Raw genomic sequence first — 24,840 nt, 5'->3', positions numbered from 1 at the left:
ACCGGCCGGCGCAGATAAGGCTGTTTGCGACAGGCCCGGCGGGCCCTGCGGCATGGTGAGAGCAGCGATCCGAGGGAACCGGCGCGGGCGCGGCGCGGTTCTTTCCCAAAGGAGACCCAGCCGATGAACATGAAGCCCGCCATTCCAAAAGACCTCCTGCCCGCCGAAGACACCCGGAACCGCCTGCTGCCCGTGGCCGTTGCCTGCGGCCTCGTCGCCGCCGGGGCGCTGCTGTGGCGGGCAAAGCCCCGGGCGCTGGAAATTCCCGATCCGACGCCTCTGGCGGGCAATCCGAGCCGCAGCCTGTTCAAGCGGATGGCGCGCCGCTCGCGGGACGGGGTGCACAAGGTTGCGCCCAGCAACATCTCGGTGTCGCTGGGCCGCTCGCTGGTAATCGCCGGTGGCGCATTGCTGGTAACGCGCCTGCTCGATGAGCTGGCCGGCGAGGATTAAGCCTTCTGCGCCACGATGAAGCGGGCCGGCGGCTTGGCCGGGTAGTTGCCGGTTTCCACGATGGTGAGCCCGGCGGCCTCGTGCAGCGCGTCAAGCTCCGCGACCGAGAAGAACCGCACCCGGGGCGCCTTTCCGAACAGCCGCATCACCCCGATGATCGGGCGGAAATACCACGCCCCGGCGAGCGCCGTGGTCTTGGTGATCACGTAGCCGCCCGGCCGGACGCGGGCCGCCATGGCGGCAAGCGCGGCGGCGGGGTCGGGCACGAGGTGCAGCAGGTTGAAAGCAATGGCGGCATCGAACGGCCCTTCGGGCAGATCCCCGACGCCGCGTTCTTCCAGCGTGATGTTGGTGATCCCGTCCGCCTCGATCCGGCTGCGGGCCACGTCGAGCAGGGCGCTGGCGATGTCGGTGGCCAGCACCCGCCCGACATGGGGCGACAGGCGGCGGGCGGTGGTGCCGGTGCCCGCGCCCGCCTCGAGCACCGAGGCATCGGCGGCGAGGTAGCTGGCGGTGCGCTCCAGCGTGGTGGCATAGGCGGGTTCGTCCGCGATGGGCCGGGCGGCGTAGCGCGGGGCGACCCTGTTCCAGAATTTTGCGTCGGTCATGTCTGTCTCCGGTTGCGTGCATCTCTTGGCGGAGGGTTTAGCCAAACGGAAACCGCATAAGAATTGCCATTTTTCGTCTTTCATCTATGCATAAATGCATGAAGCCACCCGCAACCTCTTTTGACTGGAACCAGGCCCGCGCCTTCCTTGCCACCGCCGAGGAGGGCTCGCTCTCTGCCGCCGCCCGCAGGCTGGGCCAGACCCAGCCCACGCTGGGGCGGCAGGTTTCGGCGCTGGAGGAGGCGCTTGGCATCACCCTCTTCGAGCGCGCCGGGCGCAGCCTGCGGCTGACCGATGCGGGGCGCGAGCTGCTCCCCCACCTCAAGGCGATGGAGGAGAACGCGGGCCATGTCGCCATGGTGGCGGCGGGGCAGGCGCAGGGGCTGAAGGGGCGGGTGACGATCTCGGCCTCCGACATGATGGCGGCGCGGGTGCTGCCGCCGATCATCGCCCGCCTCGCCCGCAGCGTCCCTGAACTGGAGATCACCCTGCTCAGCGCCAACACCCTCTCGGACCTCACCAACCGCGAGGCCGACATCGCCCTGCGCCACGTGCGCCCCACCGAGCCCGAGCTGATCGCCCGCCGGGTCTCGGAGCAGCGGGCGAAGTTCTATGCCGCGAGCGCCTACCTCGAGCGGATGGGCCGCCCCGAAACGCTGGCAGACCTCGCGCGCCACGATTGGGTCGGCCATGCCAGCGCCGAGACCATGCTGGAGTATCTCGCCGCGAAGGGCATCGAGATCCCGCGCGAGCGGGTGCGCGTGGTGGCCGACAACGGCCTGGCCTACTGGGAGCTGATGCGCCACGGCATGGGGGTCGGGATCATGGCCAAGGAGGATGTGCCGCCGGGCGAGGGGATCGAGCCGGTGCTGCCCGAATACACCTTCATGACCGTGCCGGTCTGGCTGGTGGCCCATGGCGAGCTGCACAGCTCGCGCCGCATCCGCGTGGTCTGGGACTTTCTGGCAGAGGCGCTTTCCAAACGGGGGGCGGAGGCCTAGGTATGGGCGATGGATAACAAGAACAACACACCCCTCCTCGCCGTCCTGATCGACGCCGACAACACCTCTCCCAAATGGACCAAGGCGATCTTCGACGAGATCGCGGGCATGGGCGAGGCCTCGGTGCGCCGGGTGTATGGCGACTTCTCGTCGAGCCAGATGAACGGCTGGGCCAAGGTGCAGGCCGAGTTCGGCCTCGTGCCCCACCACCAGCCGGCGAACACCGTGGGCAAGAACGCCTCCGACATCGCGCTGGTGATCGACTGCATGGACCTGCTGCACACCGGCCGGTTCGACGGCTTCATTCTGGTCAGCTCCGACAGCGACTTCACCCGGCTGGCGTCGCGTATTCGCGAGCAGGGCTACGATGTGTTCGGCATCGGCGCCCAGAAAACCCCGGAGGCCTTCCGCAAGGCCTGCAAACGCTTCATCTTCCTCGAAAACCTCGAAGGCGCGCCGCAGCAGAAACAGGCCGCGAAGGGCGGCGACAAGCTGAACGAGGCCCGCGACCTGATCTACCGCGCGATGGACGCGCTGGAGACCGAGGACGACTGGTACGCCCTCGGCCCGCTCGGCCAGCAGGTGACCACCGCCAACCCCGACTTCGACGTGCGCAGCTACGGCTTCCGCAAGTTCTCCGACCTCGTGGGCAAGATCCCGGTGCTGGAAACCCGCCGCGGCGCGGGCAACCAGTTGCAGGTGCGACGGGTGGATTGAGGAGGTGGGTGCGCCATGAATGCGCACCCTACGGATGAGCTTCGCGCCGGGTGCGGAATCAAGGCGAAGCCGCCGCACCATCGCCGGGCCGCCCCCCGGCACGGCGATTGGCTGACGTCGGCGCATAGCTCAAGCGGTGAGCTACCACGGCTGCCATAAAGTGCCACAGCGCTACCGTTGGATCGCCGTACCGCGGCCCGCCGATGGTGCGGCTCTTCTCGGGGGTTGCTAATCGTAAGACCTAGTATCCGTCAGATGAATTAGAACCGTGCTCGTCAATCATCTCTACCAATAGTAGGAGGTCGTTATGGCGCTTGGCGACATCTTTCGATGGACCCAATCCCATGTCGCGGGCCTCGATGCCATACAGGTATCCAACAACTTCGGACTTTTCGGCACCGTTCCTTAACATCCCCCAAGCCCTTAGGAGATAGGTATCATACTCGTCTTCGTAGGTCTGCCCGCGCCAAGGGACTCCAGCTTCCAAGAGACCGATCGGATCCCATTTCGACCAGCCTATTTCGCGCAGGCGGTCCAAGTCATAGTTGATTTTATGGCGTCTCATAGTTCTCGCTGGGAGCCAAATCTCCCCTCACCCCGCCGCCCACTCCTTCGCGTGCTTCCGCAGCTCGAACTTCTGGATCTTCCCCGTCGGCGTCTTTGGCAACTCGTGGAACACCACGTGCTTGGGCGTCTTGAACCCCGCCAATGACGCCCGGCAATGTGCTATCAGCTCTTCCTCCGTCACTTCGGCCCCCGGCTTCAGCTCGACATAGGCGCAGGGCACCTCGCCCCATTTCTCGTCGGGCTTCGCCACCACGGCGCAGAGCAGCACGGCGGGGTGGTGCATCAGCACGCCTTCGACCTCGACGCTCGAAACGTTCTCGCCGCCCGAGATGATGATGTCCTTCGCGCGATCGGTGATCTGGATGTAGCCGTCGGGGTGCTGGATGGCGATGTCTTCGGAGTGGAAGTAGCCACCCCGGAAGGCCTCTTCGGAGGCTTCGGGGTTCTTGTAGTAGCCCTTCATCACCATGTTGCCCCGCATCACGATTTCGCCCGGGGTTTGGGCGTCCATCGGGGTCTGGGAGATGAAATCATCCATCACCGTCACCTCCTCGGCGGTGGGCATGGCCACGCCGGTGCGGGCCTTGATGGCGGCGCGGTCGCCCTGTTCCAGCCCGTCCCAGCGGGCGCCGTCCCAGAGGCATTCGGTGATCGGGCCGTAGGTTTCGGTCAGCCCGTAGACCTGGGTGACGTTGAAGCCCAGCGGCTCCACGGCGGCGAGCACGGCGGCGGGGGGCGGGGCGCCGGCGGTGAAGACCTCGACGGTGTGGTCGAATGCCCGCCGCTCGGCCTCGGGTGCGTTGACCAGCAGGCCGAGCACGATGGGCGCGCCGCCGAAATGGGTCACGCCCTCGTCGGCCACGGCGTTATAGATGTTGGCCGCAGTCACGTCGCGGCAGCACACCACGGTGCCCCCCAAAGCCGGGATCATCCAGACGTGGCACCAGTTGTTGCAGTGAAACAGCGGCACGATCACGAGGTAGCGCGGCTCCATCACCATGCGCCACGAAATCACCTGCCCCAGCGTGCTCAGGTAGGCCCCGCGATGGTGGTAGACCACGCCCTTGGGGCGGCCCGTGGTGCCGGAGGTGTAGTTGAGCGTGAGGCTCTCCCATTCATCCTCGGGCATGATCCAGGGGAAATCCTCGCGCCCCTCGGCCAGCAGCTCCTCGTAGGTGGTGTGCCGGCCCGTGGCCTCCAGCCCGGCCTCGGCGTCGGGCACCTCGATCAGCACCGGCTTCTCGCCCTCCATCGCGGCAAGCGCCTCCTCGGCCAGCGGGATGAAGGCGGTGTCGCAGAGCACCAGCCGCGACTCGGCGTGCTCGAAGATATAGGCCACCGTGGCCACATCGAGCCGCACGTTGATGGCGTTGAGCACCGCGCCGCAGGCGGGCACGCCGAAATGGGCCTCGACATGGGGCAGGGTGTTGAGCAGCAGCGACGACACCACCTCGCCGGGCTGAATGCCGCGCCCTTCCAGCGCGGCGGCAAGGCGGGAGACACGGGCGTGATACTGGGCGTAGCTCAGGCGGGTGCCGCCATAGACCACCGCCTCGCGCTCGGGAAACAGCCGCACCGCCCGGGCCAGGTGGCTCAGCGGGGTCAGCGCGGCATAGTTGGCCCGGCGCTTGCCCAGGCCGCTCTCGTCTCGCATCCATCCCATGGTGTCCCCTCCCTGTGCACCGGTCGGGCCAGAATAGACAGCCCGCGGCGCGGATCAAGAAATTGCCGGGGGCCGGGCGGGCACGTAGGGTGCGGGCATGATCCTTTCACGCGGGCGCGGCTACCTTTTCATCCATATCCCCAAGACTGGCGGCACCTCGATGGCGCTGGCGCTGGAGGCCCGCGCCATGGCCGATGACGTGATGCTGGGCGACACTCCCAAGGCGCTGAAGCGGCGGCGCAGGGTGAAGGATGTGCAGACCGCCGGGCGGCTGTGGAAGCACGCGCGGCTGGCCGATCTGCCGGGGCTGGTGGAGGAGGCGGAAATGCGCCGCCTCTTCGTGTTCACCCTGGTGCGCAACCCCTGGGCGCGGGTGGTGAGCTATTACCACTGGCTGCGGGCGCAGAGCTTCGACCACCCGGCCGTGGCGCTCGCGCAACGGCTGGAGTTCGATGATTTCGTGGCGCATCGACACACCCGCAGCAGCCTCGGTGCGGCAGATTATGGCAGCTATGTGTGCCTGCCCTCGGGGGAGGAGCACTGCCAATTGTTCATCCGTCTGGAACACCTGGAGCAGGATATCGCCCCGCTGGAGGCGCATCTCGGTTTCGCCCTGACGCCACTGCCCCACGTCAACCGGAGTGCGCGCGAGGCCGACTGGCGCGGCGCCTATAGTGAAGCCAGCAAGGGGGTCGTGGCCGATATCGCGGCGCGCGACATTGCCCGCTTCGGCTATCGCTTCGAGCCGGATTGACCCCATCTTGGTAAATTGCCCAAGGCTTGCGCCGCAATTTCCGGGCACCCACCAAATTGTCGCCCTTGCCGAAACACTGCCGCATTTCGGCCCGGTTCCAGTCTGATTGAGGGCAAGGGAATCACTCCAACTGGCTTTGCTGTCACCGGAACCGCAGCTGCCAGAAGGGTTCCACAACAAGGGATGGTTCCTATGTTCATGGGATGGAAAACCGAAGATCTTAGAATTTCCGGCACACGCCCGGCCAGCGATCGGCGGCGGGATGCACGCGGCGCGGGCCACGGGATCGTGGCCGGCACGCTGGTGGCCACCTCGATGGGCTGGCGCCCGGTCGAAGCCCTGACGGTGGGCGACGAGGTGATGACCTTCGACGGCGGCCTTCAGCGCATCACCGGTCTGAGCCGGGCGCGGCTGTGGAACGGCGAGGCCGAGTGCCCGCGCTCCATGTGGCCGATCCGGGTGCCTGCGGGCCTGATGGGCAACCGCCGCGAGCTGGTGCTGATGCCCGAAGAGACCGTGGTGCTCGAGAGCGATGCAGCCGAAGACCTTTACGACGATCCTTTCGCCCTGATCCCGGCGCTGGCGCTCATCGACATGCCCGGCGTCGAGCGGATCTGCCCCTCGACCGAGATCGAGGTGGTGTCGATCAGCTTTGCCGAGGACCAGGTGATCTTCGTCGAAGGCTCGGCGCTGATCTTCTGCCCCACCGGCGCCGCTGGCGAGCCGATCGGCATGGCGGCGGTTCTGAGCGAAGAGTTCAACGGCACCGACGGCGGCGCCTACCAGGTGCTTTCGCTCGATGATGCCCGGCTGCTGGCAAGCTGCATCGTCGCCGAGCAATCCGCCCGCGGCGTCCCCGCCGCCGCCGCCGCGGCCCCCATGGCCGCCTAAGGCACACCCGATATCGCGGGCAATGGCAGCCCCGCATCCGACCACGCCACGTTGGGGGCGAGCTTTGCTCCCGACAGAAGGCGAACAGCAAGGCCCGCCCCGACGAAGGCGTTTCCATCCCCCTCCGGGAATGGGCCTCTGAAAAGAAAGACCCCGGCGCGCCAGAAGGCCGCCGGGGTTTTTTGATGAACCTGACAGAGCGCCTAGGGCCGCCGCAGCCAGGTGAGTTTGAAGGTCGAGCCAGTGCTGTTTCTACAGGGCTCCAACGCCGCCCCCTCGTCGCGGGTGGAGCGGCAGTAGTAGAGCCCGAGGTCGCCTTGCACACCGGCCACCCGCAGCCGCACCACGGTTTCAACTGCGGGTTTTACCGCGTCATCCTCTTCGGATTTCGGCACGGCGATCTTTCCAACTTCCACCACGAAGGGAAGCTTCGTGCCGTCCGAGGTGACGGGCCGCCAGATGGTGGCGCCGTCGGGGGTGAGAATTGGGGCACCGCTTGGGGTCGTTGCCTTGATGAAGGAGAACAACTGGCTCGGCTTGCCCTCCTGAACCTCGAGCGTCAGCACCTCTTTCTTCGGCGCGGCGGTCAGGCCCATCAGCTCGGGGCGCGACCTGTCGACGAAGGGATCGGGAAAGGCGCGGGGCGTGCCCTCCGGCAGAATGAAACCCCCGGTTTCGGTAAGGGTGGCGGCAAACTTGTGACCCGCGGCGAAGGCTAGTCGCGCCTCGGCGGTCGTCTGTTTTGGCACGGTCGTGTAGACCAGCTCCGCGTTGTCGGAGTCCAGGTCACCGGGGTAGAAGGCATGGCGCTCGGTGGCCAGGCGAAACATCCAGTTCTCCGGCAAAAGCCCCGGGAGGCCACGCACCCGAAGTGAAGAGTCGCCGGGTGTCACCGACAGGATGGAGCGGATATCGGCTTTGGGATGGGCGCTGCGCTGGGCCGGGTCGATGCATTCGCCCTCGCGGTTGCGCTCGCAACCTATGCTGGTGAATTGCACAAAGGGGCCGTTCGGCACCCGCCTCATCTCCCACCGCGACCAGCGCAGAAGCTGCAGCGTGTTGATTTCCTGAACCGATGTGCCGATGTCCTTCACAAAGGGGAGGCGGTGCAGGAGGGCCAGCCGCATCTTCTCCTTGGGCGCAGGTACGGCCCCGGTGGCCTGAAGGAAGGATTGATACTCGCTGGAGATTTCGACCTGCTGGCCCGGGAGAAGGTTGCGGCCGCCCGAGCGAGTGAATCGAAACTGGTAAGGCAGCCCAAGCTCCGCCTCGTCGACCGCCACGCATAGCGGCACATTGGCACGCTGCCCGATGGTGGGCACGCGCAGGTAACACTTGGTTCCGTTGCGGAAGGCGGAGATGTAGAAGACGCTGCGGATCGAGGAGTTGTCGAGGCAACTGCGCACAGGCTTGTCGGCGCAATGGGCATCCCATCTCTCGTCCGGGGCGGCGGTGGAAGCATGCGGCAGGCAGCTCGCAATGAGCGCGCACAGCGCCCCGAAAAGGGGCGTTCGAAACTGTTTCATCGGATATTCCTTGCAGGCAAAAATAGAACAATAAGTCATGCAAACCCGCGAGGGTTGCATGTGCTACCATGCCGCCGGCAATGTCATCCGATCAAGTCTTATGGTGGTTGGTGGGTTGGCACCCACCCTGCAGAACTCCGCAGGGTGGGTGAAACCGGCTGGTCGTCAGGCCGCCTTCGCGTCTGCTCCGGTTCCGAAACGGTCGTAGAAGCCGCCGCCGGAAGCCGCGATTTCGCGCAGCAGGTCGGGGGTGGCAAAGCGCTCGCCGTGCTTTGCGGTGAGGGCCTCGGTCAGCTCCACCGCGCGGCCTGCGCCCATGATGTCGAGCCAGCTGAACGGCCCGCCCGACCAGGGCGCAAAGCCCCAGCCGAGGATCGCGCCCACGTCGCCTTCGCGGATGTCTTCCAGCACGCCCTCCTCCAGCGCCCGCACGGCCTCGAGCACCTGCGCGAAGAGCAGGCGGTGCTGCACCTCGGAAAGCTCCGGCTGTTCGTCGGCCACCGGATACTTGGCCTCCAGCCCTTCCCAGAGCAGCCCGCGCTTGCCCTTGTCGTCATAGCTGTAGAAGCCCGCGTTGGACTTGCGGCCAAGACGCCCCTCGTCGGCCATCCAGAACAGCACCTCATCCACCGCGCCATCGGGATAGGCATCGCCCATCGCCGCCTTGGTGGCCTTGGCGATCTTCACCCCGAGGTCGATCGAGGTTTCATCGACCAGTTGCAGCGGACCGAGCGGCATGCCCACCAGCTTGGCGGCGTTCTCTACCAGCGCAGGCTCCACGCCCTCCTTCACCATGCGGATGCCCTCGTTGATGTAGGGGATGATGCAGCGGTTGGCGTAGAAGAAGCGGGCATCGTTGACCACAATGGGCGTCTTGCGGATCTGGCGGACGTAGTCGAGCGCCTTGGCCACGGCGATATCGCCGGTTTCCTTGCCCTTGATGATCTCCACCAGCATCATCTTCTCGACCGGCGAGAAGAAGTGGATGCCGATGAAGTTTTCGGGGTCCGTCGCGGCCTTGGCCAGCTCGGTGATCGGCAGAGTGGAAGTGTTGGTGGCAAAGATGCAATCGGGGCCGACGGCGGCCAGCACATCCTTGGTCACGGCGGCCTTCACGCCCACATCCTCGAAGACGGCTTCCACGATCAGGTCGCAGCCCTTGAGCGCGGCATAATCGGTGGTGGCGGTGATGAGGCCCAGCACCTTCTCCTTCTTCTCGGGCGTGGCTTTCTTCCGGGCGATGCCCTTGTCCATGTAGTCGGCGGTATAGGCCTTGCCGCGGTCGGCGGCCTCCTGCTTCTGGTCGATCAGCACCACCTCGATGCCGGCCTGCGCCGAGACCAGCGCGATGCCCGCGCCCATCATCCCCGCGCCGATCACGCCGACCTTGCTCACCTTCTGGTCGGCTACATCGGGCCGGTTGGCGCCTTTCTCCAGCGCCTCCTTGTTGATGAAGAGCGAGCGGATCATCGCCGCCGAGGAGGGGTTCATCAGCACGTTGGTGAACCAGCGGGCCTCGATCCGCAGCGCCGTGTCAAACGGCACCTGAAGCCCCTCGTAGACCGAGGACAGCAGCGCCTTTGCGGCGGGGTAGACGCCCTTGGTGTTGCCGTTGACCATGGCTGAGGCGCCCACGAAGGTCATGAAGCCGGCCGGGTGGTAGGGCTCGCCGCCGGGCACCTTGAAGCCCTTTTCGTCCCAGGGCTTCACGATCTTCGGCTCGCTCAGAACCCATTCCTTGGCGCGGGTCAGCAGTTCCTCGGGGGCGACCACCTCGTCAACCACTCCGGCGGCCTTGGCCTTCTTCGGGTCGTTCAGCTTGCCTTCGAGCAGCAGCGGCGAGGCGCCCATGGCCCCGAGCTTGCGCGACAGGCGGGTGGTGCCGCCCATGCCGGGGAAGATGCCCACCATGATCTCGGGCAGGCCGATCTTGGCCTTCGGGTTGTCGGCGGCGATGATGTAGTGGCACGACAGCGGAATCTCCAACCCGATGCCCAGCGCGGTGCCGGGCAGGGCGGCGACAATGGGCTTGCCGCCCTTGTTCTTGTCGTCCATCCCGCCGCGCTCGATCTTCCGCAGGATCTTGTGGGTGGCCATGATGCCATCGAACAGGCCCTTGGCCGGGTTGTCGCCGGCGCTCTCCTTCATCTTGGCGATGATGTTGAGGTCCATGCCGCCGGCAAAGCTGCCCTCCTTGCCGGAGGTCAGGATCACGCCCTTCACGGCGTCATCGGCCAGCACGTCGTCGATCAGCGCATCGAGCTCCTGAAAGCCTTCGAGGTTCATCACGTTCATGCTCTTGCCGGGCGTGTTCCATGTGAGGGTGGCCACGCCATCGGCGTCGATGCTCTTGGTAAACTGGGTCATGCGGTGTCTCCCTTTTCGGCGCGGCGAAGCCCGTTCCACGGGCTGCCGTCTCTGTAGGTGAAGCGGGCATTGCTGCCCTCGATTTCGATGCGAAAGTCGTGGTCGGCGTAATGGGCCACCTCGGAAGGGGCCTTGGTGCCGATCACGAGGAACGAGGCCGGGGCCTCGCTCGGGTTGGTCATATGGTGGCCGTTGGCCTCGCCCGCCGGGAAGGCGGCGATGTCGCCCGGCGCCATCGGGTTTTCGCCCGCGTCATCGACCAGCACCAGAGCCCCCTCGGTGACGATCAGGAACTCGTCTTCGCGCTCGTGCCAGTGGCGCAGCGATCCCACCGCGCCGGGCTGAAGGGTCACGAGATTGGCGCCGAACTGCGTCAGCCCGCCCATCTGCCCGAGCCGCAGCGAGGCGCGGCCCGCCATCATCGCGGCATAGGGCTCGGGATAGATCGAGCCGGTCTTGACCGGCGCGGCGGCAAGGTCGAGCACGGCGCTGGGCAGGTCGGCGGGGGCGGGCACATCCTCGGGCAGCATCTGCCGCGCGCCGCCCTCGGGGATCAGCTTTTTCTCGCCATGGTCGGGGTAATGCACCACGTCGTCGCCGCCGCGCGTGCCCACGATCAGGTAGCTGCAGGGCGCATCGCTGGTGTTCTCGAGGCAATGGGCATTGGCCACGCCCATGGGCCAGGCCACTGCCGCGCCGGGGCGCAGCAGGGTGCTGCCGCGGTTCTCGTGCAGGGTGGCCTCGCCGGTGAGCATCCAGAGAAACTCGTCCTGCGCCTCGTGCCAATGCCGGTTGGATGAGCGCGAGCCGGGGGCCAGCTCCTCGATGAAGGCACCGAACTGGGTCAGCCCGCCAGTGTCGGAATAAAGCCGCGCCTCATAGGCCCCGTGGCTGGCAATCGCCTCGGGGGTGCCGGTGTCGCGGCGCACGCTCTCGTGGGAGATCACCGGCACGGGCGCTCCTCCCAACTGGTGGCCAGCGCTTCGGCCAGCCGCTTGTCGTCGGTGGCATACTGGCTCGAGGCGATCATCCAGCGCCCCTCGATCCGGCGCAGCAGCGAAAAGGCCGGGAAGGGGCTAGCGAGCAGCGCGTTGCCGCACATCATCCGCGTGATATGGGTCGCCTTCACCCGGTCCGGCCCGTCGAACTCGGCGGCGATGCAGTCGCGTTCCAGCGCGGTCAGGCCGATCTGGTCGAAATAGGCCATGACCTCGATGAAAAGGTCATGCAGGTCGGCCAGATCCTTCACCAGCCGCACTGCGCCGAAGCTGTGCACATCGCCGGGCACCACGAAATGCGGGGCGAAGGCGGCGAAGTCGCGCGCCGCATAGGCCGCTCCGGTGACATCCAGCAGGTGCTGGCTGATGGCGCGGGCCTCGGTCGGGCTGTCGGGGGCGGGAGACTTCAGCATCGTCAGCCCTGCGCCTCCTGTTCGGCCGCCGCGATACGCCCGAGGAGGTCGGCCAGCAGCGCCTCGGGGCCCTGCGCGATCTGCTCCGGCGTCAGGTCGATCCGCTCGTGGTGGGAAAACCCGATCCGGTCGATGTTGCTGCCCGGGTCGGCCTTGGCCTTGAACAGCAGGTCTGTGCCCTGCGAGATCAGCCGGGTGTAGCCATCCTGCTCGGGATGCTCGACCAGCTTGAGCCGGTCGATCCCGCGCGCTTCGGCCAAGGCCATCACCGCATGGAAGGGATGGTCGGCCATGGGCCTCAGACCCGCTCGATGATCGTGGCCGCGCCCATGCCCGAGGCGACGCAGAGGGTGGCGAGGCCAAGCTCCTTGTCCTGCCGCTCCAACTCGTCGAGCAGGGTGCCGAGGATGATCGCGCCGGTCGCACCCAGCGGGTGGCCCATGGCGATGGAGCCGCCGTTGGGGTTCACGATAGCCGGATCCACATCAAAGCGCTGCATGAAGCGCAGCACGACCGAGGCGAAGGCCTCGTTGACTTCGAAGAGGTCGATATCGCTCACGCTCATGCCGTTGTCGGCCATGATCTTCTCGGTCACCGGCACCGGGCCGGTGAGCATGATGGTCGGGTCAGTGCCGATCTTGGCGGTGGCGCGGATGCGGGCGCGGGGCGTGAGGCCATGGGCCTCGCCAAATTCCTTGCTCCCGATCAGCACGCCGGCCGAGCCATCGACAATGCCCGAGGAGTTGCCCGCGTGGTGAATGTGGTTGATCCGCTCGAGATGCGGATACTTCATCAGCGCGATCTTGTCGAAACCGGGCATGGTCTCGCCCATGTCCTTGAACGACGCGTTCAGCGCGCCGAGCGCCTGCATGTCGGTGCCGGGGCGCATGTATTCGTCGGTGGCAAGGATGGTGAGGCCGTTCTGATCCTTCACCGGCACGATGCTCTTGGAGAAGCGCTCGGCCTCCCAGGCTGCGGCGGCGCGGTTCTGGCTCTCGACCGCCAGCGCATCGGCCTGATCGCGGGTGAACCCGTATTCGGTGGCGATGATGTCGGCGGAAATGCCCTGCGGCACGAAGTAATGCTTCATCGCCACGCTCGGATCGACGGCCACGGCGGCCCCGTCAGAGCCCATCGGCACGCGCGACATGCACTCGACACCACCGGCGATATAGCCCGCGCCCGCGCCCCCCTTTACCTGGTTGGCGGCAAGGTTCACGGCCTCGAGGCCGGAGGCGCAAAAGCGGTTGATCGACAGGCCCGGGATGCGCTCGTCGAGGTCGGAGGCCAGAACCGCGGTGCGCGCAAGGCAGCCGCCCTGCTCCTTCACCTGGGTGGCATTGCCCCAGATCACGTCTTCCACCGCATGGCCCTCAAGCCCGTTGCGCTCTTTCAGGGCGTTCAGCACGCCGGCCGACAGGGTCATGGCGGTGACTTCGTGCAGGGCGCCGTCCTTGCGGCCCTTGCCGCGGGGGGTGCGGACGGCGTCGTAGATGTAAGCTTCAGACATGGTGTCTCCTCTCAAGCCCGGTCGGCTGGCGAGCCGGGCATCAGATCGTAGGGGGATTTCCAGCCGGGCTGATCGCTGATGCGGGTCAGCCAGGCGTCGATGGCGGGGAAGTCGGCGCGGGAAAAGCCGAAGGGTTCGGGGTAGAAGAGGTAGCCGCAGCAGGCGAGGTCGGCGATGGTGAGGGCCTCGCCCGCCACCCAGTCGCGCCCCGTCATGTGGCCTTCGAGCACCTTGAGCGCGGCCTGCGTGCGCCCCGAGATGAAGCCGATGGCCTCGGCCGGGCGCTTCTCTTCGGGCAGGAAGTTCATCAGGAAGCGCAGCGGACCCTGCTGGCCCGAGCCCTTCTGGGTGTCCCAGAGGATCCAGCGCAGGATTTCGGAGCGGGGCGCGTCCATGAACTTGCCGGTCTTCTCGCCGATATGAAACAGGATCGCGCCGGATTGGGTGATGGTCTGATCGCCATCCACCAGCACCGGCACCTCGCCCATCTCGTTGAGCGCGCGAAACTCGGGCGTGCGGGCCGCGCCGTTGAAGAAATCGACATAGACCGGCTCCCAGGCGAGGCCGGAAAGCTCCAGCGTCAGCGCGGCCTTGTAGGCGTTGCCGGATTCTCCGAAGCAATGGAGCTGCATGGTCATCTGGTGCCTCCCTTGGCTGATGTCGGCGTGGGGGCCAGCCCCCACACCCCCGGAGATATTTGCAGCAAGAAAATGAAGCTGGTCGGCTTCAGGGCCTTGCTGTCCGTCCTCCCTTTGCGCGGCATTCAGTCATCTGTTGACGCACACGGCAAGGGCGACGTCACGTTTCTTGGGCGCGATTGCGGCAGGGGCGGGTGCGCCCCGTCGTCGGGGCTACTCGGCCAGCGCGGCTTTGAAGGCGCGCAGGCGGTGGGGCAGGGTCTCTTCGTGGAACACCGAGGAGGCGTTTTCGAACAGGAAGGTGAGCGCATGATCGGGGGAGAGGCCGGTTTCGTCGCAGAACCGCTTCAGGCTGCGGTGGGCGGTTTCCGACAGGGCGATCTGGTGCTTGCGGGTGAGGCGAAGTTTCTGCGCCATCTGGTCCTCCGGCTCGGGGTGGGCGGGGAGAGCCCCCGCCCGTCGGGCCCAGCCTAGAAGGCCTCTGCCGCAAGGTCCATGACCGGCGCGGCGCCGCTTTCGATGCGCCTGAGGTGCATCGAGGTGGCCGGCAGGCGGCGGGCCATGTAGTAGCGCCCGGTGGCCAGCTTGGTCTGGTGGAACTCCGGGTCGGAGGTGCCGGCGGCGAGCGCCGCGAGCGAGGCCTTGGCCATATGCGCCCACATCAGCCCGAGGCAGGTGTGCCCGAAGAGATGCATGAAGTCGTAGCTGCCCGAGAGCGCGGCGTTGGGGTCCTTCATGCCGTTCTGCATGAAGAACATGCCGGCGGCCTGAAGATCCTTGGACGCGCCCTTCAGCGGCTCGAGGAAGCCCGCCTTCAGCTCGAGGTCGCCCTCGTTGTCCTTGATGAAGCTCTTCACCATCTCGAAGAAGGCCATCACGTGCTTGCCGCCGTCCTGCGCCAGCTTGCGGCCCACGAGGTCGAGTGCCTGCACGCCGTTGGCGCCTTCGTAGATCTGGGTGATCCGGGCGTCGCGGACATATTGGCTCATGCCGCTTTCTTCGATGTAGCCGTGCCCGCCGTAGATCTGCTGGGCCTGCACCGCGGAGGCAAAGCCCTCGTCGGTAAGGAAGCCCTTGAGCACCGGGGTCATCAGCGAGATCAGCCCCTCGGCGTCCTTGTCCTCGCAGCGGTGGCCCCGGTCGATCAGATGCGCGCCCCAGAGCTGGAAGGCACGGGCGCCTTCGACAAAGCTCTTCTGGTCCATCAGATTGCGGCGGATGTCGGGGTGCACGATCAGCGGGTCGGCCGGGCCGTCGGGGTTTTTCACGCCGGTCACGTCGCGGCCCTGGAGCCGGTCCTTGGCGTAGGCCAGCGCGTTCTCATAAGCAATGGCGGCCTGGGCCATGCCCTGCATGCCGACGCCGAGGCGGGCCTCGTTCATCATGGTGAACATGGCGCGCATGCCCTTGTGCTCGGTGCCCAGCAGGTAGCCTTCGGCCTCTTCGTAATTCATCACGCAGGTGGCGTTGCCGTGGATGCCCATCTTCTCTTCGAGCTTGCCGCAGGCCACGCCGTTGCGCGCGCCCATCTTGCCCTCGTCATCGACGAGGAACTTGGGAACGATGAACAGCGAGATGCCCTTCACCCCATCGGGGCCGCCGGGGATTTTGGCCAGCACCAGATGCACGATGTTCTCGGCCATGTCGTGCTCACCGGCGGAGATGAAGATCTTGGTGCCGGTGATCTTGTAGCTGCCGTCGCCCTGCGGCTCGGCCTTGGTGCGCAGCAGCCCCAGATCGGTGCCGCAATGCGGCTCGGTCAGGTTCATCGTGCCGGTCCATTCGCAGGACACCATCTTGGGCAGCCACTTGTCCTTCTGGGCATCGGTCCCGTGAGCGAGGATCGCCGAAGCCGCTCCGTGAGTGAGGCCCTGATACATGGTGAAGGACTGGTTGGCGGCAGAGAACATCTCACCGACCGCGGTATTGATGACGTAGGGCATGTTCTGCCCGCCGTATTCTTCGGGCAGGTCGAGGCCGGGCCAGCCGCCCTCTTTCATCTTTTCGAAAGCGGCCTTGAAGCCCTCGGGGGTGCGGACGACGCCGTTTTCCAGGGTGCAGCCCTGGGTGTCACCCACCGGGTTGAGGGGAGCCAGAACCTCGGAGGCGAGCTTTCCCGCCTCCTCCAGAACCGCGCCGGTAAAATCGGCATCAAGCTCTTCGTAGCCGGGAATATCGGCAGAAGAGACATTGAGGACATCGTGCAGAATGAATTGCATGTCCTTGGTTGGCGCGGTGTACGTCGGCATCAGCTTCCTCCCTTGGGCGCCGGTTATTCGGCCGCCTGTTTCACTTCGTTGGCGGAGAGCGTGTTCTGACCCCATTCGATGCGGGTCTTCAGCTCGTCGATCGCGGTGGCCAGCTCGTTGCGCTGGGCCTCCATCTCCGCCACGCGCTGCTCGGCCATCTGTACCGAAACCTGCAGCTGGCGAAGCTCGCCGCCTTCCATATCGTAGAGGTCAAGGATCTGGCGGATGTCTTCGAGCGAGAACCCGAAGCGCTTGCCGCGCAGGATCAGTTTCAGCCGTGCCTGGTCGCGCCGGGTGAACAGCCGTTTCTGGCCTTCGCGCACCGGGAACAGCAGTTCCTTGGCCTCGTAAAACCGCAGGGTACGTGCCGTTACCTCGTAGGCGTCGCACATCTCGCGGATCGTCAAGTATTTCTCCGTCATGGGGTGTCTCCAATCGACGTTCGTGCAGATCATTTATTGAACGATTGGGGACATGATGAGTTCAGACGGACCATACAAGCATTGCGAGTGCCCGGGCATTCGGAACGCTACGTCATTTACCAACTGGTAAAATTAATGGAAAGCTTACCATGGGTCAGGCGCAACTTTTTATGCTGCCAAACCGCTTTGGCCACCACCCGTTTGCGCTAACGTATATTTATCATGATAAATATCGGCGAAGTTCTGCCGGTGGCCAATTCGCCTATCAGGAGAGTGAGGACTCGGTCTCGTCGCGCAGCAGGCGCAGCTCCGAGATGGTCGAGTCGAGATCGCGCCGCTGCTTCTCCAGCTCTTCAAGCTGGCGGTCGGCGCGCTCGATCCAGGTTTCGAGTTGGGGGCGGCTACCATCGCTTTCGTACATCTGCAACCACTGGCGGATGTCCTCGAGCGAAAAACCGAAGCGGCGGCCGCGCAGGATCAGCGTCATCCGGGCAACCTCGCGGCTGCCGTAGAACCGCGAGCGACCCTGCTTTTCCGGGTCCAGCAGTTCGATGTATTCGTAATAGCGCAGCGTTCGCGGCGTCACGTCGAAACGTGAGCACATTTCCTTGAAGCTGAGCCGCTGTTCGGCCTTGGTTTCGACCATGGGCGAGGGCTCCCCAGTCTGTTTTCCCCACTTCGCAACAACCTAGACCGGAGCCCGCCGCTTATCAATCATGCAGGGAGGCGCGGCATCAGGGTTGCGGGCGGCGGTGCTGGGGCGGATAGTGCCCCGAAGCAAAGAGGACGCCTGCCCCATGAGTGATTTGAGCCTGGACTGGGTGCAAGCCTTCATCGACGCGCTGCCCTATTCGAAGGCGCTGGAGATGAAGGCCGAGGAGGTTTCGGAGGGGCGGATCGCCGTGTCCATGCCCTATCAGCAGGCGCTTGCGGGCGATCCGCAAACCGGGGTGCTGCACGGCGGCGCGATCTCGGCGCTGATGGACACCACCAGCGGCACATCGGTGATGACCCTGCCGCAGGGCTTCGGCACCGCCACGCTCGACCTGCGGATCGACTACATGCGGGCGGCCACGCCGGGGCAGACGGTGCGGGCCAGCGCCGAATGCTACCATGTCACCCGCACGGTGGCCTTCGTGCGCACAACCGCATGGGACGACGACCGCAACAATCCGGTGGCCACCGCAACCGGTGCCTTCACCTATGGCCACATGGCCGCCCCGCGCACCCCCGTGGAGATGCAGGCGGCGATGCAGGCGCTGGCCGCGCGGCAGAAGGAGCTGGGCCAATGAAGACTCCCGAACCGGTGCAGGTCATCAAGGAGCGGCGCGATCTGGCGCTGCACACGCTGGTCAACGGCATCTCCTTCGTGAAGTTTCTCGACATCCGCTTCGACCGGCGCGGCGACGAGCTGACGGCCCTGCTGCCCTATGACCCGAAGCTCATCGGCAACCCGATGCTGCCGGCGCTCCACGGCGGGGCGACGGCGGGGTTTCTCGAGGTCTCGGCGGTGATCCAGCTCGCATGGCAGGAGCTTTGGAGCGAGATCGAGGCCAGCCAGTTCGACATCGAGCGCTTCATCGAGGGCGGGCTGCCGAGGTTGCCCAAGACCATCGACTTCAGCATCGACTACCTGCGCGCCGGGCTTCCGCGCGATGCCTACGCGCGGGCGCGGGTCAACCGCTCGGGGCGGCGCTACGCCTCCGTCCATGTCGAGGCATGGCAGGACAACGTCGCCCGCCCCTTCGCCCAAGCCACCGGCCATTTCCTGATGCCGCAGCCAAATCCAGATGACAGCGCATCCGGCGGCTGAGGCGGAGGGCGCTGCACGGCCCGTAACCCATCGGCGCATCCTGCATATCGCGGTGCCCATCGTGATCTCCAACGCCACGGTGCCGATCCTCGGCGCGGTGGATACCGGCGTGGTGGGCCAGCTTGGCGACCCGGTGCCGATCGGCGCCGTGGGGATCGGCGCGATCATCCTCACCTCGATCTACTGGCTCTTCGGCTTTTTGCGGATGGGCACGGTGGGGTTGACCAGCCAGGCCGAGGGGGCAGGGGACACGGCGGAGGTCTCGGCGCTGCTGGTGCGCGCCCTGCTGATCGCGGGCGCCGGCGGAGCGCTGCTGATCCTCGCGCAATGGCTGCTCTTTGCCGGGGCCTTCGCTCTCTCGCCCGCCAGCGCGGAGGTGGAGGCGGCGGCGCGGAGCTACATGGCGATCCGCATCTGGTCGGCGCCCGGCGCGATCGCGGTCTACGGCATCACCGGCTGGCTGATCGCCAAGGAGCGCACCCGCGGTGTGCTGGTGGTGCAGCTCTGGATGAACCTCACCAACATCGCGCTCGACCTGCTCTTCGTGCTGGTGCTCGATTGGGGGGTGAACGGCGTGGCGGTGGCGACCTTCATCGCCGAATGGTCCGGCGCGGCGGTGGGGCTCTGGCTCTGCCGCGACGGTTTCGGCGGCGGGCACTGGAAGAACCGGGCGCTGATCTTCGATCCGGCCCGGCTGCTGCACATGGCCAACGTCAACACCAACATCCTGCTGCGCACCCTGATGCTGGAGGCGATCTTCGTCTCCTTCCTCTTCCTCGGCGCGCGCTTTGGCGACGTGAAACTGGCCGCCAACCAGATCCTGCTGCAACTGCTCTTCATCACCGCCTACGCGCTCGACGGCTTCGCCTTTTCGGCCGAGGTCTTCGTGGGGCAGGCCTATGGCCGCAAGAGCCCGGCGGCGGTGCGGCGCGGCGCGGTGATGACCAGCCTCTGGGGCTTTGGCACCGGCGGCGCGCTGGGGCTGGTGTTTCTGGCCTTCGGGCCGCTCATCATCGACGTGATGACCACCGCGCCCGGCGTGCGCGAGGCGGCGCGGGGGCATCTGTTCTGGATGGTACTGGCCCCCTTCGTCGGCGCGGCCTCGTGGATGTTCGACGGCATCTACATCGGCGCTACCCGCAGCCGCGACATGCGCGACATGATGTTCCTGTCGCTGCTCTGCTACCTCGTCGCGCTGGCCGTGCTGGTGCCCTGGCTCGGCAACCACGGAGTCTGGGCCGCGCTGCTGGTGAGCTTCGCCGCGCGCGGCGTGTTCATGGGCTGGCGCTACCCGGCGCTGGAGCGCGACGCCGCGGCCTAGAACGGCGGGACAAGTCCCGCCCTACGGGGGGCGGGGCGGGTGCGAGCCTGCGCGGCTGTGGCGCGGGCCGAGGGTGCGGGTTGAGTATTTGCAGCAAGAAAATGCAGCAGGTCAGTCGAGGATCGAGAGCACGTTTTCCGGCGGGCGACCGATCGCGGCGCGGCCCTTGTAGAACACCACGGGGCGCTCGATCAGGATCGGGTCGGCGGCCATGGCGGCGAAGAGCATGTCGGGCGGCGTGCTTTCGCTGAGCGCCTTGGCCGGGGCCTCCTTGCGGCGGATCATCTCCAGCGGGCCAAGGCCCAGCTCGGCGCTGGCGCGCTCCAGCTCCTCGGGGTCGGGCGGGTTATCGAGGTAGAGGCGGACGTCGGGGGTGTAGCCCTTCTCCTGCAGCAGCTTGAGGGTTTCGCGCGATTTGGAGCAGCGCGGGTTGTGCCAGATCACGGGGTTGCTCATAGCCATGCCTCTCTGTCGGTGCCGACGGCTTGGGAGATATGCGTGTAGCCGCGCGCGGCAAGGATCTCGTCGAGGCCGTGGGCGATACGGGCGGCAAGGCTGAGGCCGCCGTAGACCAGCGCGGTATAGAGCTGCACCGCAGAGGCCCCGGCGGTGATCTTGGCGAAGGCCTGCTCGGCGGAGGAGATGCCGCCCACCCCGATCAGCGGAATCTGCCCTTCTGTCGCCGCCGAAAGCGCGGCGAGGGTGCGGGTGGATTTCTCGAACAGCGGCGCGCCGGAGAGGCCGCCCTTCTCGCCCGCATGGTGGCTCTTCAGCCCCTCGCGGTCGAGCGTGGTGTTGGTGGCGATGATCGCATCGACCCCGGTGGAGCGGGCGACGAGGGCGATGTCTTCGATCTCCTGCGCGTCGAGGTCGGGGGCGATCTTGAGGAACACCGGGATCGGCCGGGCAAGCGCGTCGCGGGCCGCCATCACGCCGTTCAGCAGTGCGGTGAGCGCATCGGCGCCCTGAAGGTCGCGCAGGCGCTCGGTGTTGGGGCTGGACACGTTGACGGTGGCGAAATCGAGCTGCGCCCCGCAGGCGGTGAGCACGGTGGCGAAATCCCCGGCGCGGTCCTCGCTGTCCTTGTTGGCCCCGAGATTCAGCCCGATTGGAAAGCCTTGAGGGCGGGCGGCGAGGCGCGTGGCCATCGCCTCCATCCCGTCGTTGTTGAAGCCGAAGCGGTTGATCGCGGCGCGGTCTTCGCGCAGGCGAAACAGGCGCGGGCGCGGGTTGCCGGGCTGCGGGCGCGGGGTGACGGCGCCAAGCTCGATGAAGCCGAAACCGGCGCGGGCGAGCGGTGCCATGGCGGTGCCGTTCTTGTCGAAGCCCGCCGCCAGCCCGACCGGGTTGGGCAGCGCCAGCCCGGCAATCTCGGTGGCCAGCCGCGGCGAGGTGACAGGGCCGGGCAGGGGGGCGAAGGGCGTGTGCAGCGCCTTCAGCGCGAGGCCATGGGCGCGCTCGGGGTCGACCCGGCGCAGCGCGGCGAGGGCGGCCTGCTCGAGCAGGCTCACAACACGCCTTCGGGAAAGATATGCCCCGCCTGCCCGAGCGGCAGCGACTTGTCCCAGACCACCTCGGAGAGCGCGAGCTGCCGGTAGAGATGCGGAAACAGCGCCCCGCCGCGCGAGGGCTCCCACTTCAGACCCTCGCCGAGGCTGTCGGGGTCGAAGGCGACCAGCACGAGGTCGCTCTCGGTGGCAAAGTGCTTGGCGGCGGTTTCGACCACCTGCGCGGAGGTGGAGAAATGGATGAACCCGTCGGCCACATCCACCGGCGCGCCCTCGGTGAGCCCGGCGGCGCGGAAGGCGTCCCACTCGGGGCGGCGGAAGATCTTGTAAATCAGCATCCTGTGGGCATGCCCCAGCGGCGCGGTGGGGTCAAGTTTCTGCGCACGGCGGCGCAGGCGGGCCGACGGCGGGCGCGCTGTCATGGCGCTGTTGCCTGCACGGGCGATTTACCCCACGTGACGGCCCTTTGACTCTCCCTGCGCATGGGGCCAACATTGGGCGATAATTCAACCGGGAGCTTCCAACAATGTCCTCCAAGATCCTCACATCCGTAGCCGCGCTGGCGCTCTCCGCCGGGGCGGCCTCAGCCGAGTATTCGCTGACGATTTTGCACACGAACGACTTTCATGCCCGCTTCGAGCCGATCTCCAAGTACGACGGCCCCTGCTCTGTCGAAGACAACGACGCCGGCGAGTGCTTCGGTGGCTCCGCCCGCCTGATGACGGCGATCAACGAGGCCAAGGGCCGCTCGAACAACTGGATCCTCGTCGATGGTGGCGACCAGTTTCAGGGCACGCTGTTCTACACCTACTACAAGGGCAAGCTCGCCGCCGAGATGATGAACCAGATGGGCTACACGGCAATGACCGTGGGCAACCACGAGTTCGACGATGGCCCCGAGGTGCTGAAAGGCTTCATCGAGGCCACCGAGTTCCCGATCCTGATGTCGAACGCCGATGTTTCGGGCGAGCCGCTGCTGGCCGATGCGATCCTGAAAAGCACCATCATCGAGCAGGGCGGCGAGAAGATCGGCCTGATCGGCCTCACCCCGCAGGACACCGACGAGCTGGCCTCCCCCGGCCCCAACGTCATCTTCACCGACCCCTCCGAGGCGGTGCAGGGCGAGGTCGACAAGCTGGCCGAGGAAGGCGTGAACAAGATCATCGTGCTCTCCCACTCCGGCTACGGCGTGGACCAGGCGGTGGCCGAAGGCACCACCGGCGTCGACGTGATCGTGGGCGGCCACAGCAACACCCTGCTGGGTGACATGGAGGGCGCCGAAGGCCCCTATCCCACCATGGTCGGCTCCACCGCCATCGTCTCGGCCTATGCCTACGGCAAATTTCTTGGCGAGCTGAACGTGACCTTCGATGACGAGGGCAACGTGACCGAGGCCATGGGCGCGCCCATCGTGCTTTCGGGCGAGGTGGTCGAGGACGAGGGCACCAAGGCCCGCATCACCGAAGCCGCCGCGCCGCTGGAAGAGATCCGCAACCGCGTCGTCGCCGAGACCTCCGAGATGATCGAGGGGAACCGCGATGTCTGCCGGGCGCAGGAATGCTCCATGGGCAACCTCGTCGCCGACGCCATGCTCGACCGGGTGAAGGAGCAGGGCATTTCCATCGCCATCGCAAACTCCGGCGGTCTGCGGGCCTCCATCGACGCCGGTGAGGTGACGATGGGCGAGGTGCTCACCGTGCTGCCGTTTCAGAACACGCTCTCGACCTTCCAGGTCTCGGGTGCCGTGGTGAAGGACGCGCTCGAGAACGGCGTCAGCCAGGTGGAAGAGGGCGCAGGCCGCTTCCCGCAGGTCGCCGGCCTCAAGTTCACCTTCGATGCTGCCGCCGAGCCGGGCTCGCGCGTCAGCGACGTGATGGTGCAGGAAGGCGAGGAATGGCTGCCGCTGGATGCGGACAAGACCTATGGCCTCGTGTCCAACAACTACGTGCGCAACGGCGGTGACGGCTACAAGATGTTCGTCGATGCCGAAAACGCCTACGACTTCGGCCCCGACCTGGCCGACGTGACGGCCGAGTACATGGCCGCCGAAGGTGCCTACACGCCCTACACCGACGGGCGCATCACCCAGAAATAAGGGGTTTCAAACCCGGGAAAAGGGCGCTCTTCGGGGCGCCCTTTTTCATGGCCGCATGGCGGCTCGCTTTGGCGGCCCGGGTGTCGCTAGGGGTCGTCAGATGCGGCGCGGCGGCAGTCTTCCGGCCCGCTGGCGCTTTGGCTGCGGGCGGTGGCGCCGCAGGAGCTGCAACGGAACAGATCGCCCTCCGCCGCCTCCCAATGGCAGGCGCGGCGGCGGTTGATGTCAGGAGATTTGCCGGAGCCGCCGGGCCTGCGGCGGCGCAGCAGCAGGTAGAGCATCGTGCAGAAGCAGAGTGATCCGAGAACCCAGTAAAACATCGCAAAAACTCACAGAGCGGCCAAACCCGTCCGCAAGATGCGGGGCAGGGGGCAGCATTGCAAGACGTAGGGGCAACTTGTTGACTTCGCGGCCCCGGTGACGCCAATTCGCAACGTTGCCAGCCCGATCGGGGAGAGGTTCGATGCAAGGCCACTGCACCTGCGGAGACATCCGCTACCGCCTGACCGACAGGCCGCTCTTCACCCATTGCTGCCACTGCCGCTGGTGCCAGCGCGAGACCGGTTCGGCCTTCGTGCTGAACGCGCTGATCGAGACCGCCTGCCTTGAGGTGACCGAGGGCAGCACAGAGGCGGTCGAGACGCCGAGCGAAAGCGGCAGGGGGCAGATCATCCACCGCTGCCCGCGCTGCCGGGTGGCGCTCTGGAGCCACTACTCGGGGGCCGGGGCGCTCTTTGCCTTCGTGCGGGTCGGCACGCTGGAAGACCCGGACCGGGTGCCGCCCGACATTCACATCTTCACCGCCAGCAAGCAGCCCTGGGTCGTCCTCCCGCCGGGCGTGCCGGCGATGGAGGCGTTCTATCGCCGCTCCGAGCACTGGCCCGACTGGGCGCTGGCCCGGCGCGAGGCGGTGCTGGCCCATCACATGTAGCCCTGGCCGCCCGCGCCCCATGCCGAGACCGCCGCAGGGCGCGCAACGCGGCTTGCCTTCGCGCCCGCCCGCCCCCAGATTGAGGCCATGGACCATCCGCTGATCGACCTCATCACGGCCAAGATCCGGGCCGCCGAAGCCGAAGGGCAGTTTGACAACCTGCCCGGCGCCGGCAAACCGCTGCCGCGCTGCGATGATCCCGAAAACGCGGTGATGCATCGGATCCTCAAGGAAAACGGCGCCGTCCCCGAGTTCGTCACGCTCTCCCGCGAGCTGGCGCGGCTGCGCGAGGAGCTGCGCGACACCGGCGACCGCACCCGGCGCGCCGAGATCATCAAGGACATGTCGCTCACCGAGGCCCGCATCGAGCTGGCGCGAAAGCGCGGCTGACCGCC

Annotated in this window: 29 protein-coding genes; 11 read left to right on the top strand and 18 right to left on the bottom strand. The window is 66.6% G+C overall.

Features of this window, described 5'->3' with window-relative positions; translation table 11 throughout:
- The first annotated feature begins 123 nt into the window (after positions 1–123).
- Complete coding sequence (locus GTH22_RS12980) at positions 124–453, top strand: hypothetical protein (RefSeq protein WP_252945715.1); 330 nt, start codon at positions 124–126, stop codon at positions 451–453.
- On the opposite strand, the gene GTH22_RS12975 is transcribed toward GTH22_RS12980, so the two are convergent.
- Positions 450–1,061, bottom strand: a complete 612-nt coding sequence (locus GTH22_RS12975) for a class I SAM-dependent methyltransferase (protein ID WP_252945713.1) — start codon at positions 1,059–1,061, stop codon at positions 450–452. The genes GTH22_RS12980 and GTH22_RS12975 overlap by 4 nt on opposite strands.
- Before the next feature lie 98 nt (positions 1,062–1,159).
- Here GTH22_RS12975 and GTH22_RS12970 point away from each other — a divergent pair, with 98 nt between their 5' ends.
- Positions 1,160–2,062, top strand: coding sequence for a LysR family transcriptional regulator (locus tag GTH22_RS12970; RefSeq protein ID WP_252945708.1), 903 nt, complete (start codon positions 1,160–1,162; stop codon positions 2,060–2,062).
- A 9-nt stretch (positions 2,063–2,071) separates the two neighbouring features.
- A complete protein-coding gene (locus GTH22_RS12965) occupies positions 2,072–2,779 on the top strand; it encodes an NYN domain-containing protein (protein WP_252945706.1) in 708 nt (235 codons plus the stop codon).
- A 241-nt stretch (positions 2,780–3,020) separates the two neighbouring features.
- On the opposite strand, the gene GTH22_RS12960 is transcribed toward GTH22_RS12965, so the two are convergent.
- A complete protein-coding gene (locus GTH22_RS12960; protein WP_252945705.1) occupies positions 3,021–3,344 on the bottom strand; it encodes a hypothetical protein in 324 nt (107 codons plus the stop codon).
- A 27-nt stretch (positions 3,345–3,371) separates the two neighbouring features.
- Positions 3,372–5,009: an AMP-binding protein gene (locus GTH22_RS12955; protein WP_252945703.1), complete on the bottom strand. Its 1,638-nt coding sequence runs from the start codon at positions 5,007–5,009 to the stop codon at positions 3,372–3,374.
- A gap of 97 nt (positions 5,010–5,106) precedes the next feature.
- On the opposite strand from GTH22_RS12955, the gene GTH22_RS12950 reads away from it, so the two are divergent.
- Both GTH22_RS12950 and GTH22_RS12945 read left to right on the top strand, forming a co-directional pair.
- Positions 5,107–5,763 carry a sulfotransferase family 2 domain-containing protein gene (locus tag GTH22_RS12950; RefSeq protein ID WP_252945701.1) on the top strand — a complete coding sequence of 219 codons (657 nt, stop codon included), beginning with the start codon at positions 5,107–5,109 and terminating at the stop codon, positions 5,761–5,763.
- 198 nt (positions 5,764–5,961) lie between these two features.
- Positions 5,962–6,654: a Hint domain-containing protein gene (locus GTH22_RS12945; RefSeq protein WP_252945698.1), complete on the top strand. Its 693-nt coding sequence runs from the start codon at positions 5,962–5,964 to the stop codon at positions 6,652–6,654.
- Positions 6,655–6,857: 203 nt separating this feature from the next.
- Here the strand turns inward: GTH22_RS12945 and GTH22_RS12940 are convergent, their stop codons facing one another.
- The 11 genes from GTH22_RS12940 to GTH22_RS12885 form a co-directional block, all read right to left on the bottom strand.
- Positions 6,858–8,180, bottom strand: a complete 1,323-nt coding sequence (locus GTH22_RS12940; RefSeq protein WP_252945697.1) for a hypothetical protein — start codon at positions 8,178–8,180, stop codon at positions 6,858–6,860.
- Positions 8,181–8,345: 165 nt separating this feature from the next.
- Positions 8,346–10,547 carry a 3-hydroxyacyl-CoA dehydrogenase NAD-binding domain-containing protein gene (locus tag GTH22_RS12935; protein WP_252945696.1) on the bottom strand — a complete coding sequence of 734 codons (2,202 nt, stop codon included), beginning with the start codon at positions 10,545–10,547 and terminating at the stop codon, positions 8,346–8,348.
- The gene (locus GTH22_RS22265; protein WP_371928351.1) at positions 10,544–11,500 is read right to left on the bottom strand and encodes a cupin domain-containing protein; all 957 of its coding nucleotides are present in this window, start codon (positions 11,498–11,500) and stop codon (positions 10,544–10,546) included. The genes GTH22_RS12935 and GTH22_RS22265 overlap by 4 nt, the downstream gene beginning before the upstream one ends.
- Positions 11,491–11,958, bottom strand: a complete 468-nt coding sequence (locus GTH22_RS12920; protein ID WP_252945695.1) for a hypothetical protein — start codon at positions 11,956–11,958, stop codon at positions 11,491–11,493. Before GTH22_RS12920 ends, GTH22_RS22265 begins: the two co-directional genes overlap by 10 nt.
- Positions 11,959–11,960: 2 nt before the next feature.
- Positions 11,961–12,251, bottom strand: coding sequence for an acetyl-CoA acetyltransferase (locus GTH22_RS12915; RefSeq protein ID WP_252945694.1), 291 nt, complete (start codon positions 12,249–12,251; stop codon positions 11,961–11,963).
- 5 nt (positions 12,252–12,256) lie between these two features.
- Entirely contained in the window at positions 12,257–13,468 is a 1,212-nt protein-coding gene (locus GTH22_RS12910; protein WP_252945693.1) for an acetyl-CoA C-acetyltransferase, read from the bottom strand.
- An 11-nt stretch (positions 13,469–13,479) separates the two neighbouring features.
- A complete protein-coding gene (locus GTH22_RS12905; protein WP_252945691.1) occupies positions 13,480–14,106 on the bottom strand; it encodes a glutathione S-transferase family protein in 627 nt (208 codons plus the stop codon).
- A 213-nt stretch (positions 14,107–14,319) separates the two neighbouring features.
- Positions 14,320–14,523, bottom strand: coding sequence for a hypothetical protein (locus GTH22_RS12900; RefSeq protein WP_252945690.1), 204 nt, complete (start codon positions 14,521–14,523; stop codon positions 14,320–14,322).
- Positions 14,524–14,576: 53 nt separating this feature from the next.
- Positions 14,577–16,355 (bottom strand): acyl-CoA dehydrogenase C-terminal domain-containing protein, encoded by a 1,779-nt coding sequence (locus GTH22_RS12895; RefSeq protein ID WP_252945688.1) that lies wholly within the window; start codon positions 16,353–16,355, stop codon positions 14,577–14,579.
- Between the two features lie 23 nt (positions 16,356–16,378).
- Positions 16,379–16,777: a MerR family DNA-binding transcriptional regulator gene (locus GTH22_RS12890; RefSeq protein WP_252945684.1), complete on the bottom strand. Its 399-nt coding sequence runs from the start codon at positions 16,775–16,777 to the stop codon at positions 16,379–16,381.
- A gap of 265 nt (positions 16,778–17,042) precedes the next feature.
- Positions 17,043–17,423, bottom strand: coding sequence for a MerR family DNA-binding transcriptional regulator (locus GTH22_RS12885; RefSeq protein WP_252945682.1), 381 nt, complete (start codon positions 17,421–17,423; stop codon positions 17,043–17,045).
- A 151-nt stretch (positions 17,424–17,574) separates the two neighbouring features.
- Here GTH22_RS12885 and GTH22_RS12880 point away from each other — a divergent pair, with 151 nt between their 5' ends.
- The 3 genes from GTH22_RS12880 to GTH22_RS12870 are packed head-to-tail and all read left to right on the top strand — an operon-like array spanning position 17,575 to position 19,911.
- A complete protein-coding gene (locus GTH22_RS12880; RefSeq protein ID WP_252945681.1) occupies positions 17,575–18,069 on the top strand; it encodes a PaaI family thioesterase in 495 nt (164 codons plus the stop codon).
- On the top strand, positions 18,066–18,590 hold the full coding sequence (locus GTH22_RS12875) for a PaaI family thioesterase (RefSeq protein ID WP_252945680.1): 525 nt from the start codon (positions 18,066–18,068) through the stop codon (positions 18,588–18,590). The genes GTH22_RS12880 and GTH22_RS12875 overlap by 4 nt, the downstream gene beginning before the upstream one ends.
- A complete protein-coding gene (locus GTH22_RS12870; RefSeq protein ID WP_252945678.1) occupies positions 18,568–19,911 on the top strand; it encodes an MATE family efflux transporter in 1,344 nt (447 codons plus the stop codon). The genes GTH22_RS12875 and GTH22_RS12870 overlap by 23 nt, the downstream gene beginning before the upstream one ends.
- A gap of 111 nt (positions 19,912–20,022) precedes the next feature.
- On the opposite strand, the gene arsC is transcribed toward GTH22_RS12870, so the two are convergent.
- From arsC to GTH22_RS12855, 3 genes are read right to left on the bottom strand one after another with little or no spacing between them, the layout of a single operon-like run.
- Positions 20,023–20,367 carry an arsenate reductase (glutaredoxin) gene (gene arsC, locus GTH22_RS12865; RefSeq protein WP_252945676.1) on the bottom strand — a complete coding sequence of 115 codons (345 nt, stop codon included), beginning with the start codon at positions 20,365–20,367 and terminating at the stop codon, positions 20,023–20,025.
- Positions 20,364–21,422 carry a quinone-dependent dihydroorotate dehydrogenase gene (locus GTH22_RS12860; protein WP_252945674.1) on the bottom strand — a complete coding sequence of 353 codons (1,059 nt, stop codon included), beginning with the start codon at positions 21,420–21,422 and terminating at the stop codon, positions 20,364–20,366. The genes arsC and GTH22_RS12860 overlap by 4 nt, the downstream gene beginning before the upstream one ends.
- On the bottom strand, positions 21,419–21,757 hold the full coding sequence (locus tag GTH22_RS12855) for a DUF952 domain-containing protein (protein ID WP_252945673.1): 339 nt from the start codon (positions 21,755–21,757) through the stop codon (positions 21,419–21,421). The genes GTH22_RS12860 and GTH22_RS12855 overlap by 4 nt, the downstream gene beginning before the upstream one ends.
- Positions 21,758–21,945: 188 nt before the next feature.
- On the opposite strand from GTH22_RS12855, the gene GTH22_RS12850 reads away from it, so the two are divergent.
- Positions 21,946–23,514: a bifunctional UDP-sugar hydrolase/5'-nucleotidase gene (locus tag GTH22_RS12850; RefSeq protein WP_252945672.1), complete on the top strand. Its 1,569-nt coding sequence runs from the start codon at positions 21,946–21,948 to the stop codon at positions 23,512–23,514.
- Positions 23,515–23,600: 86 nt separating this feature from the next.
- Here the strand turns inward: GTH22_RS12850 and GTH22_RS12845 are convergent, their stop codons facing one another.
- Entirely contained in the window at positions 23,601–23,834 is a 234-nt protein-coding gene (locus GTH22_RS12845; protein WP_252945671.1) for a hypothetical protein, read from the bottom strand.
- Positions 23,835–23,977: 143 nt separating this feature from the next.
- Between GTH22_RS12845 and GTH22_RS12840 the strand changes: the two genes are divergently transcribed.
- Both GTH22_RS12840 and GTH22_RS12835 read left to right on the top strand, forming a co-directional pair.
- On the top strand, positions 23,978–24,445 hold the full coding sequence (locus GTH22_RS12840; protein WP_252945669.1) for a GFA family protein: 468 nt from the start codon (positions 23,978–23,980) through the stop codon (positions 24,443–24,445).
- Between the two features lie 87 nt (positions 24,446–24,532).
- Complete coding sequence (locus tag GTH22_RS12835; RefSeq protein WP_252945668.1) at positions 24,533–24,835, top strand: DUF1992 domain-containing protein; 303 nt, start codon at positions 24,533–24,535, stop codon at positions 24,833–24,835.
- Positions 24,836–24,840: the final 5 nt, after the last annotated feature.

This window comes from Oceanicola sp. 502str15 (assembly GCF_024105635.1).
In the GTDB taxonomy this organism is placed as follows: domain Bacteria; phylum Pseudomonadota; class Alphaproteobacteria; order Rhodobacterales; family Rhodobacteraceae; genus Vannielia.
The sequence above is the reverse complement of the archived record's forward strand: the minus strand, read 5'-3'. Positions and strand labels throughout refer to the sequence as shown.